The following is a 12,086-nucleotide window of genomic DNA, read 5'->3' as shown; positions in this document are numbered from 1 at the left end:
GAAAATTTCCTCAATGAACTCGTCGTAGGCCAGATGCAGGTCGCGGAAGAAACGCCCGCGAATGTCCCAGTGGTACTTCTTGAACTTCAGGTACAGGCTGATGGTGGTGGCGAGGTTGCGCTGCAGCGTTTCGGCCACCGTGCCGAACTCGTCTTCGGTGAGGTAAGCGTGGTCCACCAGCGCGTTGTTCGTGGCGTTCAGGTGCGCGGCGTCCGCGTTGGCCTGCCCGGTGGGCTGGGCCGACACCGGCTTGTTGTCACTGGGCGCCGTGGTGAGGCTGTCCTCGGCCGCGCCCCGGGCCTGGGCACCTGCGCCCTTGGCCGCGCGTGTGCTGGCCTTCTGGCCGTCCTGGGCTTTCTTGATTGCGCCACTCTTCTTGGTCATGCGGTCACCGTACCGCTGGGCCCCGGCTGTGGCCTATACGGCATTTCTTCACGCACGCGCGAACAGCAGGCGCTGACCATCGATGGTCAGGGCGACCTGATGGGCCTCCAGCAGTTCGGTGAGGTGCGCGCTGACCACGGCGCGGTTGAGTACCACCGCGCCCGCCGTGGTCATGGTGACCCCCAGGGCGGCACACACGCGCGCCAGCACCTCATCTACGGTTGCTGGGCCTTCGGCCACGGCGGCCCGCACCGCCCGCGTCGTCTGTTCATACGCCGCGAGGTTGGCCGCCACCAGCCCCGGCAGGTCGGCAGTGGGCTCGCCGTGCCCGGGCAGGGTGAGCCCCACGCCCGCCAGGTCCCCTAGGGCCACCGCACTTGCCTTCTGGGCGGCGGAATCGGCGCAGAACGTCAGGGGGTGCTTGGCCAGGGCGTCTGGGCCAAACAGGGCGTCAGCGGCGTACAGCACCTCACCAACGCGCACCGCCACCATCTCGGCGGCGTGGCCCGGGACGGCAAGCAGGTCCAGGGCCACGCCGCCCAGGGTCAGCGGGCCGGTTCCTGGGAGGGGCCGCGCCGGGCTGGCGGGGGCCAGCAGAAACTTGGTCTGCAGCTCGCGCGGCGGCCGGGCGCCGAACAGGCCCAGCGGTTCCAGCAGCGGGTGCGCAATGATGGCGGCCTCCAGCGGCGGCGCCCACACCTGCACTTCGGGAAAGCGCCTGAGCACCAGGGCGTTGCCCCCGTGGTGATCGGCGTGGCTGTGGGTGTTCAGGATGGCGGTGGGCCGCAGCCCCGCGCCCTCCACGGCGCGCAGCAGCTTGCGGGCGTGGCTGTCGTCCAGGCCGGTATCCACCAGCAGGGCGCCGCCCTGGCCGTTGGCCAGGACCAGGCTGTTCACCGCGCCCGGCAGGTAAAACGCGTCCGGCCCCAGGGGAAGGAGGGTCATGGAGGCAGGGTAGCGTTCCCCGGGCGGTCATCAGGGCCAGCCGCCCAGGTGGGCCAGAGGGGTGGCCGCCTTTCCCACAAACGCTGAACACCGGCTCCGCCTTCCTCCACGCCTTTCCTCTGGGGCACGCCAAGCCTTATCCCACCCCCCAGATGAGGAGACAGGGCGGCACAACCCCACCCATGCCCCAAGCTCTGCGGGTGTAGGCTGCCCTTCATGGCCTCCGGCGAACGCAGCCCGTTCATGAAGTGGTTTCTGGAAACGAACCAACCTGAACAGCAGGGCTTTTACGAAGAAGAGCAGCAAGCGCAGGCGCAGCACCACACCCAGCCGTGGTGGAAAGTGATGTGCCTGACCGGCGTGGATTACTTTTCCACCCTGGGCTACCAGCCCGGAATTGCCGCGCTGGCCGCCGGCGCGCTGTCGCCCGTGGCCACCCTGGTGCTGGTGCTGGTCACGTTGTTTGGGGCGCTGCCCATGTACCGCCGCGTGGCTGAGGAGAGCCCCCACGGCGACGGCAGCCTGTCCATGCTGGAGCGGCTGCTGAGCTACTGGCCCAGCAAGGTGCTGGTGCTGACCCTGATTGGCTTTGTGGCCACGGGTTTTATCATCACCATCACGCTCTCGGCGGCCGATGCCACCGCCCACCTGATCGAGAACCCGCTGCTGAGAACCACCCTGGAAGGGCGGCAGGTGCCGGTGACGCTGCTGCTGCTGGCGCTGCTGGGCGCGGTGTTTCTCAAGGGCTTCAAGGAGGCGGTGGGCATCGCCGTGGGCATCGTGGTGGCGTACCTGGGCCTGAGCGTGGTGGTCGCCGGGCACGGCCTGCTGGAAGTCGCGCAGCGCCCCGAACTGCTCAGCGGCTGGTGGAGTGCGCTGGGACAGGCCTACGCGTCCCCGCTGGCCATTCTTGGGGGCGCGCTGCTGGTGTTTCCGGCGCTGGCGCTGGGCCTCTCGGGTTTTGAAACGGGCGTGGTGGTCATGCCGCTGGTCAAAGGCGATCCCGGCGACACCAACAGCAAACCACTGGGCCGCATTCGCAACGCCAAGAAACTGCTGACCAGCGCCGCGCTGATCATGTCGGTGATGCTGCTGGCCTCGGCGGTGGTGACCACGCTGCTGATTCCCCGGCACGAATTCTGGGCCGCCACCAGCGTCACCAAGGCGGTCAACAGCGCTGACCTGCGCGCGGGGCGCGCCGTGGTCAACGTGCCGCTGGACCACCCCACCCGCCCGCGCGAGATTTACAGCCTGACCGTGCCCCAGGGCCGCACCGGCACCTTCACCGTGGACGCCGCCACCGTGGGCGGGCAGGTGCCGCTGACAGTCACGGTGACCCCGGCCGGCTCAACCACCACCGTGACGGTGGACACCCCGCCCGGCAAGGCCAACGGGCGCGCGCTGGCGTACCTCGCCCACGAGCGCTTCGGCGAAGGCTTTGGCACCCTGTACGACGTGTCCACCATCCTGATCCTGTGGTTTGCGGGCGCTTCGGCCATGGCAGGACTCCTGAACATCGTGCCCCGCTACCTGCCCCGCTACGGCATGGCCCCCGACTGGGCGCGCGCCACCCGGCCGCTGGTGCTGCTGTTCGTGGGCATCAGCGCGCTGGTGACCATCCTGTTCAAGGCCAACGTGGACGCCCAGGCCGGGGCTTACGCCACCGGGGTGCTGGCCCTGATGACCTCGGCGGCCGTGGCGGTCTTTCTGACCGAATGGCGCCGGAACCACCGGGGGGCCGCCGCCGTCTTTGCCCTGATCAGCGCCATTTTCATCTACACCAGTGTGGTGACGGTCAGCGAGCGCCCCGAGGGCCTGTACATCGCCCTGCTGTTTATCGGCGCCATTCTGGTGATCAGCGTCGCCTCTCGGGTTAGCCGCAGCACCGAACTGCGCGTGCAGCGGGTGGACATGGACAGCACCGCCCGCACCATGCTGGACGAGGTGAGTGCCCAGGGCCTGCCGGTGCGCTTTATCGCCAACCACCTCGACGAGGGTGACGACCTGGAATACCGCGAAAAAGCCCTGGACGTGCGCCTGGGCAACCACCTGAGCCCCGGCGAGGCGGCGCTGTTTCTGGAAGTGGCCATCCGTGACGCCAGCGATTTCAGCACCCGCGTGCCCGTGACCGGGGTGCGGGTGGGCCCCCACCTGATTCTGCGCGCCACGGGCGCCAGCGTGCCCAACACCCTGGCGGCGGTGCTGCTGCACGTGCGCGACCTGACCGGCACGCCGCCGCACGTCTACTTTGAATGGAGCCAGAAGGGACCGGCCGTCAACGCCCTGCGCTTTTTGCTGGCCGGTGAAGGCGACATTCCGCCGCTCACCCACGAAATCCTGCGTGTGGCCGAGCGTGAGGAGCGCCGCCGGCCCAAAGTGCACGTGGGCGGCTAGCCAGCGCCCCTGTTCCTGCCAGACGAACACCTGCCTGGCCAGGCGCCGGGTGTAGCCTGCCCGGCGTGAGCGCTGCGTCCTCCCCCGCCCCATTTCGCCCCTCTGGCGCCCAACTGGGCCTCATTGGGGCGAACTTTTTGATGTGGGGGGGCTTCTTTGCAGTGATTCCACTGGTCACCGTGCATTTCAGCGGCCCTGGTGGGCTGGGCTGGAGCGCGGCCAGCGTGGGGCTGGTGCTGGGCCTGCGCCAGCTGACCCAGCAGGGCCTGACGGTGTTTGGTGGGGCGTGGGCCGACCGGCTGGGGCCCAAACCGCTGATTCTGTGGGGCTGCGCGCTGCGCACCCTGGGGTTTGCCGGCATGGGCTTTGCTGGTACCCTTCCTGCCCTGCTGGCGGCGGCGCTGCTGGCAGGGATTGGCGGCGGGCTGTTTGACGCCCCCAAGAACGCGGCCATCACCCAGGTCACCCGCCCCGAGCACCGCACGCGCATGTTCAGCCTGACCAGTCTGTCGGGCAACGCGGGCATGGTCACGGGGCCCCTGATCGGCGCGGCGCTGCTGGGCCTGGGCTTTCGCACGGCGGCCCTGGTGGCGGCCAGCGTGTACGTGCTGGCCGGACTGGTGCTGGCGGCCACCCTGCCGCACCTGCGCCCCGCCGCGCCAGCCGGCAGCGGGCTGGCCGGGCTGCGGCAGGCGGCGGCCGACGTGCGGTTCCGGCGCTTTACCCTGGTCTTGATTGGCTACTTCATTCTGAGCACGCAGATCAACGTGGCGGTGACGCTCAAGGCCGTGGCGTTGGCTGGCACCGGCGCCACCGGGCCCCTGTACGGGTTGTCGGCCGGACTGGCCGTGGCGCTGCAGTACCCGCTGCTGCGACTCACCGAGCGGCACCTGCCCACCCGCACCGCCCTGGTGACGGCGGTCAGCCTCGTGGGCCTGAGCCTGGGCCTGATGAGCCTGGCGCACACCTTTGCAGCGCTGCTGGCCTGCGTGGCGCTGTACAGCCTGGGCACCATGATCGTGTACCCCACCCAGCAGACCCTCACCGCCCGCTTTGCGCCGCCGGGCCTGGTGGGCAGTTACTTTGGTTTCGCGGCCATCTCCCTGGGGGCGGGGGGCGCGGTGGGCAGTGTGCTGGGCGGCGCCCTGGTCGACGCTGGCGCGCGGCTGGGGTGGCCCGCCCTGCCCTGGCTGACCCTGGCGGCCATCGGCGCCCTGAGCGCCCTGGGCCTGCGCTGGGCCCTGCGCGGCCTGGACGAGGGGCAGACCCACACCGACTGATACGGCTTCCGGTTAAGGACCTCGCCCCTCCCATTTCAACGTTTCATACGCCTTCCGAAAAATTCCGTAACGAGTTATGGAATTTTTCCGACCAGAGGGAGAGGGAAAAAATACGGATTTCCGGGAGTTGGGCTGGCACAGCGCCGCAGGCGGGGAACATCCAGTTCTTTTCTGGATGTGACGGAAATGGACGGCAGTCCGTATCAGAAGAGCGCCGAAACGTTTCCATGCTCGGGGCGAGGTCCTTGTTTCGCCTCTCGCTCTGCGGCGCAGCTGTTCCAGCCCGCTCGGTTGATCTCAAGGTCAACAGCGAGTGACTTAAGCAGTGACAAAACCTGTGCAATCTCAGCGGACTTGCCAAGCGGCGCCGCAGAACGAAGAGGAACATCGCTTGCCGGGAAAGGCGTGATTGACCAGACACCAGATGAACCGGCCCGCGGTCCTGTCCAGGGCCCACTCCCGTTCCAGGAACCCCCACGCTGTTGCGACGGACGCCGCTTCTCCTCACGGTTCTCTTGAACCCGCTGCGGCCTGGCAGAGGCTGGGGAGGCGACGCCAGCCGCCGTGCAGAGTGCGGCGTCGCCTCCCCAAACCACAGCAAGCGCCCCCACCAAACCGGTGGGGGCGGGGAGGCCAGTCAGGCCACGCCTACGGCCGGGTGCGGAACGGATCCAGGCTCAGGGTGGGGGCACTTTGCAGCGCCTGCACGCCGGCCTGCAGCAAGGCGTCGGTGCCCTGGGTCAGCAGGCGGACCTCGGCCTCACCCTGCACCCGCGCCTGATCGGGCCGGACGCTCTGGGGGTACGGGGTGCCGTCGGGTTTGGCGTAGTTCAGGATGGTCAGTTGCACCGCGCCCTCGCCCACCGGCCACACGCGCGTGGCAGTGTTGCCCACCCCGGCGGTTTCCTCGCCAATCACCGGGCCGCGCCGGGCGTACTGCATCTCGAAGGCAAAGAACTCGCTGCACGAGGCGCTGCCGCTGTCCACCAGCACCGCCACCGGGCCGGTCCACAGGTTGGGGTTGCGCACGCTGCCCAGCACCCGCCCCGATTCCACGCGGGTGCCCCGGCTGACCACGGTGCGCTCGTTGCCGTCGGGGCTGCGCGCCACGCGGGTCAGGCTGGGCACAAAGGCGCTCACGGCGCTGTCGCATTCACTGAGGCTGCCGCCGCCGTTGCCGCGCAGGTCCACAATCAGGCCGCTGGCGCCGCGTGCCTGCGCCTGCCCCACCAGGTCATGCACGCCCTGGGCCACGCCGCCGCCCGACAGGAAGGTGGGAATCCGCAGCACCGCCACCTCGCTGCTGCCGGCCCCCGGCACAAAGCTCAGGCGCGGCAGGTCGCGGGTGCTGCTTTCGCGGGCGGTCACGGTGACGGTCAGCGGCTGGCCCTGGCGCTCCGCCCCCAGGGTGATGGTGCGGCCCTCTTCGCGCGCGCGGCGCAGGTCCTCGTACACGTAGGGCTGCCCGTTGAGGGTCAGCAGCACGTCGCCCCGCTTCAGGCCCGCTTCTGCAGCGGCGCTGCCGGGCACCACTTCGGTCACCACGCGGTTCTGGCCGTCCAGGCGCGCCAGTTTCACACCGAACTGCAGGCGGTTGCCCCCCGTGGCGCTGGCCACAAATTCGCGGTAGTCCTCGGGGGTCTGAAAAAACGAGTGGTCGTCGCCCAGCGCGGTCAGCTCGGCTTCCAGAACCGGATAGGCCTTGGCTTCCTCGCAGGTGCTGGGGCTGGGCGAGCACACAGCGTCCAGGCGCCCCTGGTACTCGCGGGTGAGGGCGGCGCGGTCCACCGTGGAGAGTCCGCCGTACTCGCTTTGAATGAGCTGGTTCACCTGGTTAAAGACATGCTGGGCCGGCGACACCACGCCCTGCGCGGCCGCCCCCGACGACAGTGACGCCCCCAGCAGCAGCGCGGCCAAGCCCGGCGCACGCGCGGCGCGAAGGAGCAGCGAAACAGGCCGGACCGGGCGGCGCGGCGTGGAGCGGGCAGGAGCAGTCATTGGCCCCCTTATTCTGCCCTGAACAGATGGGAATTTGGTGGGGCACAATTGCGACCGCCATTACAGGAACTGCCCGCCCAGACGGGCTTTTCACGTCTCCCTGGGAGGGGGCCGTAGATCAGCAGGTCGGGCGGGCCGCAGCCCCAGAACGCCTGAGCCCACGCCGGCATCTGGCCCCCTCCTGCCGGGCCGCTGCAGGGCGGCGCGCGGCCGGGCACCACCCAGGGCGCACCGGCGCCCGGTCGGGCCTGCACCACCGGGCGCCCTGGCCAGGGCACGCGGCCCAGGAACCGGCCAGCTCAGGCCACGGGCGAGCGTTGGTACAGCTCCACCAGTCGCCGCAGAAACTGCAGGCCCGGTTTCAGGCTGCTGGCCTGCACCCATTCGTCGGTGCGGTGGGCGTTGCCGCCCCGGTACACCCCCACCGCCACGGCGGGCAGGCCGTGGGGCACAGCGGCGTTCGCATCGGTGCTGCTGGAGGCCACGCGAATGTCCAGGCGGCCTTCGCGGGCGGCCTCGCGCACCAGGGGCAACAGGGGATCGCTGCGCAGGTCGCCGCCGGGGCGGTCGCCCACCCGCTCCAGGTGAACGCGCACGCCGGCCTCGCGCGCCGCCGCGTGCAGGGCCGTCACCGCCCGGCTGTCCAGGTCGGCCAGCACCCCGGCGTCCAGCGAGCGCAGGTCCAGCAGCAGTTCGGCCGTGCCCGCAATAGAGTTCACACTGGTGCCGCCCCCCGCCACCCCCACGTTCAGCGTGGTGCGTGGGCTGAGGGGCAGGTGCAGGGCGTACAGCGCGCTGATGGCCCGGCCCAGCGCGTGCAGGGCACTGGGCGCCTGATCGCCCCAGGAGTGCCCACCGGGGCCGCTGAACACCGCGCGGTAGCGCCGCACGCCCACCGCGCGCGTCACGGCAATGCCCAGGTAGCCGTCTACCGCCACAAAAGCGCCCAGCGCCGCGCGGTGCCGGGCCAGCAGGTGCTTGGCGCCGCGCAGGTCGCCCAGGCCTTCCTCACCCACATTGGCCGCCACCCACAGCGGGCGGCGCAGGACCCCCGCGCCGCCGCGCAGGTCGCGCAGCAGGGCGGTGACCACCGCGAGGCTGGCGCTGTTGTCGCCTACGCCGGGGCCGATCAGGCGCCCGCCTTCCTCGCGCACGGTCACGTCGGTGCCGCCCTCGAACACCGTGTCCAGGTGCGCGGCCAGCAGCAGGGCGGGGCGGCCCTCGGTGCCCGGGGGGGTCAGGCGGGTCAGGACATTGCCGGCCTCGTCGCGCTCGGTGGCGTAGCCCAGTTCGTCCCACAGGCCCGCGATCAGGTCCGCGCGCACACCCTCCTCAAAGGTGGGCGCGGGCGTCTGGGCAATGCGGGTGAGGTACGACAGAGGCATTGCGGGCCATTGTAGTGGGCGGTGCGGGACAGGGGGCACGGAGCGTCCCCGCAGATTGAGCGGGGTCGCACGGTCGAGGCGTCAAAACGTCGAGAGGTCGAGCACCCGCTGGCCTCGACCTCTCGACGACTGGACTTCTCGACGCTGGCGTTTACCGGCGCAGCATCCGGCTGCCGATCATGCCGGCCAGCCCCACCAGTCCGGCCTTGACCAGCGGGCTGCTGAGCATGCCGCCGGGCGCAAAGGCCGCTTCCAGGGGGCTCTGGCCGTTCTGGGCGGGGGCCTGGGCGGTGCGGGTGTAGGCGTCAATCAGGTCGTTGTCGTCGTCGTGGCGCACGTTCTGGATCGGGTTGGCGGGGCTGCGCACAATGGCGTCGCCCATCTGCTGGCGCTCCTGCGGGCTCATCTGCCCGAAGTACTCACGCATGATCTGGTCGCGCTCCTGGGGCGAGGCGTTGTCCAGGTAGTCGCGGATGTAGGCGGCGGCTTCCTGGGGGCTCACCTGCCCGTCGGCGTTGGTGTCGCGGGGGTCGAGGCGGGCCATCTGCTCGTGGCGGTCACGTTGCTGAAAAAACATGGAATCCCTCCTTGCACATGGAAACGGGCCGCAGCGCGCCCAGAAGCCCGGTGCCCCAGGCCGCCGCCGTCCAGTCAGTGAACGGCCCCACCCTACGAAGCCCGGCCAGCGCGTGCGTGAGGGGGGCCTTCAGTGGGGTTGAGGAAGGGCGGCAGTGGGCAGTGGGCAGTGGGCAGTGGGCAGTGGGCAGTGGGCAGTGGGCAGTGGGCAGTGGGCAGTGGGCAGTGGGCAGTGGGCAGTGGGCAGTGGGCAGTGGGCAGTGGGCAGTGGGCAGTGAAACTGCCTAACGCGGCTCAGCGGGCCTGTCAAGCCCTGAGCGCGGCCCTTTCCACGCTCCACGCTTGCCTCCCCACGCTCTTTTCCCTACTTCCCAGCTTTTGGGACAATCCCCTGCCCCTCGCTCCGCTACAGTCGGCGCCATATGCGCTCACTGGTGCTGATTGGGCACGGCTCTCACCTGAACGGCGAATCGGCGGTGGCGGTCTACCGCTACGCGGAATTGCTGCGGGACCGGGGGCTGTTCGACGAGGTGATCGAGGGCTACTGGAAAGAAGAGCCTTCCTTGCGGCAGGTGCTGAAAACCACCGCCAGCACGGACGTGACGGTCATCCCCATGTTTATCTCGGAAGGGTATTTCACCGAAACGGTGATTCCGCGTGAAATGGGGCTGGGCCACCAGGGGCCGGTGCCGGAGGGGGGCATTGCGCGGGTGATCGGGGGGCGCACGGTGCGCTACACGCTGCCCTACGGCGTGCACCCCGGCATGAGCGACGTCCTGCTGGCCCGCGCCCGCGAGGTGCTGCCGGACGCCAACCCCGAGGACACGGCGCTGATCGTCCTGGGGCACGGCACCACCCGCAACGAGAACAGCAACCGCGTCATCTACCAGAACGCCGACCGCCTGCGCGAGCAGGGCCACTTTGCCGAGGTGCACGCCCTGTTTCTGGACGAGGACCCCAAGGTGGGGACATGGCCCGAGGTGGTGCGGGCGCCCCGCGTGGTGGTGGTGCCCTTCTTCGCCTCGGAGGGCTGGCACACCTTGGAAACCATTCCCGAGGACATGGGCTTAAGCGGCGTGGTCACCGACTTCCCCGACAACCCGCACGGCCCGCAGCAGGTGTACTACGCCAAGCCCGTGGGCACCCACGCCGCTGTGGCCGACGTGATTGTGCAGCTGGCCGAGGAAGCCCACGGCGCCGGGGACCAGGGCGACCACGAGCGGGGCCACGAGGCCGCGTGGCAGGCCTTTATGGACCGTGCGCGCCGGGGCCTGCGGATGGGCGAGGCCCTGATCACCCCGGAACTGGGCGTGTTCGAGTTGCGGCACATGCTGGACGAGGGCCTGCCCGGCGGCGAGTTGACCACCTTGGTCACGCCGGAGGGGGTGCGCGACCGCGTGCGCTTTACCGATAGCGGCGAGCACCGCCCGGTGCACACCCTGCGCAACCTGCCGCGCGGCTGGCGCGCCGTGCTAAACGAAGCCGACCTGCGCCGCGCCGTGCACTACCTGTACCCGGCGGTGGTGGAAGAAACCTACGCCCACTCCTGCCACGCCCTGCGCCACACCCCCTGGCCCACCACGGCCCGGCGCCAGACCGGCATTTACGCCAAGGTGCAGCGCGCCACCCCCGCCCAGGTGGAACATGTGGCCCAGGACGTGTGCAGCGCCTGCCTGCGCACCCGCCTGTGGGCGGGCGAGCGCCTGCTGCATTCCTTTCTGGACGGGGTGCCGGGCGGCCTGCCCTGCGCCGAGGCCTGCACCTACGTGGTGGCCGAGGTGCGCGAGGAAGTGAGTGGCAAACGCGGCGCCGGCAGCGGCCACAGCCACGACCACTAAGGGTCAAGACGAGAAGGCCGCCGGCTCCTGTTCCAGAAAGGAACCGGCGGCCTTTGGTGTGGCCTAGCGCCGACCTCCGAAAAAGTCCTTGCGCTTGAGTTTCACCATGCGGCCGTCCGGGTGGTGCCACACCACGCCTTCCATGTCCGGCCGGGCCTCCAGGTAGGCCCGCAGCCCGGCAAAATCGCGCGGCACATCGGGCAGGACCGCTTCCCCATGCCGCACCAGCGCGTGGTGGGTCAGGCCTTCCGGGTTGCCCTGCACCTTGGGCCCCAGCAGTTCATAGGTGCCGTCGGGTAGGGGGCCGCCCGCCGCTGCCCACGCCTCGCGGTGGTGGGCGTCGTCTGGCCCTTCCCCCACGGGCACCCAGCCGGGGTGGTGACCAGTGACCGGGTCGGGGGGCTGGGCGGGCTCGAAGTCGGGCGGGGGCGTGCGGCCTTTCTTGGCGTCGTAGCGGCGGTACAGGCGGCCGGCCCGCACCAGACAGCTCGTGCCGTCCCATTTGCGCGTGGCCACGCCCTCGCCGGCCAGCACCCATTCGGCCCCGGGCACCACCTCGTCCCGCACCCGGCGGTCAGTGTCGTAATTGCGCGCGTACAGGCTGAGAATCTTCTGCATACATCCTCCACGGCCACGCTAGCGGGCCTGGAGCCCCAGCGCATCGGCCAAACAGGTCAGCATGGCCCCCCGCCACCTGGACGGGGGGCCAGTGAACGACAGGGCCTCAGCGGCCGCGGGCCACCAGACGCACCCCATCAGCGGCGAGATAGCGGTCCAGCAGGCGCGCTTCAATCTGCGCCGTGTTGACGCTGGCGTCGGTGGCCGTGGCCTTCACCTTCACGCTGACCAGCTTGCCGCCCAGCGGCCTGGATTCCCACAGCACATCGATGGTGTTCTTGGTACTGGGGTGGGTGGCGCGCCACTGCACCTGCACGTGAATGGGCGCACTCTTCTCACTGAGGATGGTCATGCTGTCGCTGCCGTTGGGGAACGTAAAGCGGTCGTAGCCCGCAGGCAGCCCCGTGACATACCGCTCCTGCAGCAGAATCATGGCCGAAATGTGGGCAAAGCTGTTGGCACTGGCCTCCTGCTCGGGGCTCAGGCCCAGCTTGAGGTTGGTCGTAGACACCACCTCTGCAATGACTTCATTGGCCGCCGGGGCCGGGCCGGTATAGGCCGGCGCACACGCCGCGAGCAGAACAGGAACCGCCAGGAGCATCTTCTTCACGCGGCGCAGCCTAGCAGGGGCCGGGAGACCCTGGGGCCCAACATGAGAAACCCCCACC

At 69.9% G+C, this 12,086-nt stretch carries 9 protein-coding genes and 1 pseudogene; 3 read left to right on the top strand and 7 right to left on the bottom strand.

The window, feature by feature from the left end:
- Both K7W41_RS22180 and K7W41_RS22175 read right to left on the bottom strand, forming a co-directional pair.
- Positions 1 to 384 (bottom strand): annotated as a pseudogene (locus K7W41_RS22180) (hypothetical protein); the annotation flags it as partial.
- Positions 385 to 432: 48 nt separating this feature from the next.
- A complete protein-coding gene (locus K7W41_RS22175; RefSeq protein WP_224612621.1) occupies positions 433 to 1,329 on the bottom strand; it encodes an MBL fold metallo-hydrolase in 897 nt (298 codons plus the stop codon).
- A gap of 216 nt (positions 1,330 to 1,545) precedes the next feature.
- Here K7W41_RS22175 and K7W41_RS22170 point away from each other — a divergent pair, with 216 nt between their 5' ends.
- Together K7W41_RS22170 and K7W41_RS22165 are read left to right on the top strand one after the other, a co-directional pair.
- Positions 1,546 to 3,723 (top strand): APC family permease, encoded by a 2,178-nt coding sequence (locus K7W41_RS22170; protein WP_224612619.1) that lies wholly within the window; start codon positions 1,546 to 1,548, stop codon positions 3,721 to 3,723.
- 140 nt (positions 3,724 to 3,863) lie between these two features.
- Positions 3,864 to 5,003, top strand: a complete 1,140-nt coding sequence (locus tag K7W41_RS22165) for an MFS transporter (protein WP_224612627.1) — start codon at positions 3,864 to 3,866, stop codon at positions 5,001 to 5,003.
- Between the two features lie 648 nt (positions 5,004 to 5,651).
- On the opposite strand, the gene K7W41_RS22160 is transcribed toward K7W41_RS22165, so the two are convergent.
- The 3 genes from K7W41_RS22160 to K7W41_RS22150 all read right to left on the bottom strand — a co-directional run bounded on the left by K7W41_RS22160 (position 5,652) and on the right by K7W41_RS22150 (position 8,963).
- Positions 5,652 to 7,001: a S41 family peptidase gene (locus K7W41_RS22160; protein WP_224612618.1), complete on the bottom strand. Its 1,350-nt coding sequence runs from the start codon at positions 6,999 to 7,001 to the stop codon at positions 5,652 to 5,654.
- A 299-nt stretch (positions 7,002 to 7,300) separates the two neighbouring features.
- Entirely contained in the window at positions 7,301 to 8,386 is a 1,086-nt protein-coding gene (locus K7W41_RS22155; protein ID WP_221091432.1) for a M20/M25/M40 family metallo-hydrolase, read from the bottom strand.
- Positions 8,387 to 8,537: 151 nt separating this feature from the next.
- Positions 8,538 to 8,963, bottom strand: coding sequence for a hypothetical protein (locus tag K7W41_RS22150; protein WP_224612616.1), 426 nt, complete (start codon positions 8,961 to 8,963; stop codon positions 8,538 to 8,540).
- Between the two features lie 385 nt (positions 8,964 to 9,348).
- Here K7W41_RS22150 and K7W41_RS22145 point away from each other — a divergent pair, with 385 nt between their 5' ends.
- The gene (locus K7W41_RS22145; RefSeq protein WP_318010934.1) at positions 9,349 to 10,800 is read left to right on the top strand and encodes a DR2241 family protein; all 1,452 of its coding nucleotides are present in this window, start codon (positions 9,349 to 9,351) and stop codon (positions 10,798 to 10,800) included.
- A 63-nt stretch (positions 10,801 to 10,863) separates the two neighbouring features.
- Here K7W41_RS22145 and K7W41_RS22140 read toward each other — a convergent pair whose 3' ends face one another.
- Together K7W41_RS22140 and K7W41_RS22135 are read right to left on the bottom strand one after the other, a co-directional pair.
- Positions 10,864 to 11,418 carry an RNA ligase 1 family protein gene (locus tag K7W41_RS22140; protein WP_224612612.1) on the bottom strand — a complete coding sequence of 185 codons (555 nt, stop codon included), beginning with the start codon at positions 11,416 to 11,418 and terminating at the stop codon, positions 10,864 to 10,866.
- 106 nt (positions 11,419 to 11,524) lie between these two features.
- A complete protein-coding gene (locus tag K7W41_RS22135) occupies positions 11,525 to 12,028 on the bottom strand; it encodes a hypothetical protein (RefSeq protein ID WP_224612611.1) in 504 nt (167 codons plus the stop codon).
- Between the last annotated feature and the right edge of the window lie 58 nt (positions 12,029 to 12,086).

It is taken from the genome of Deinococcus multiflagellatus (assembly GCF_020166415.1).
GTDB classification, from domain to species: Bacteria; Deinococcota; Deinococci; order Deinococcales; family Deinococcaceae; genus Deinococcus; species Deinococcus multiflagellatus.
The sequence above is the reverse complement of the archived record's forward strand: the minus strand, read 5'-3'. Positions and strand labels throughout refer to the sequence as shown.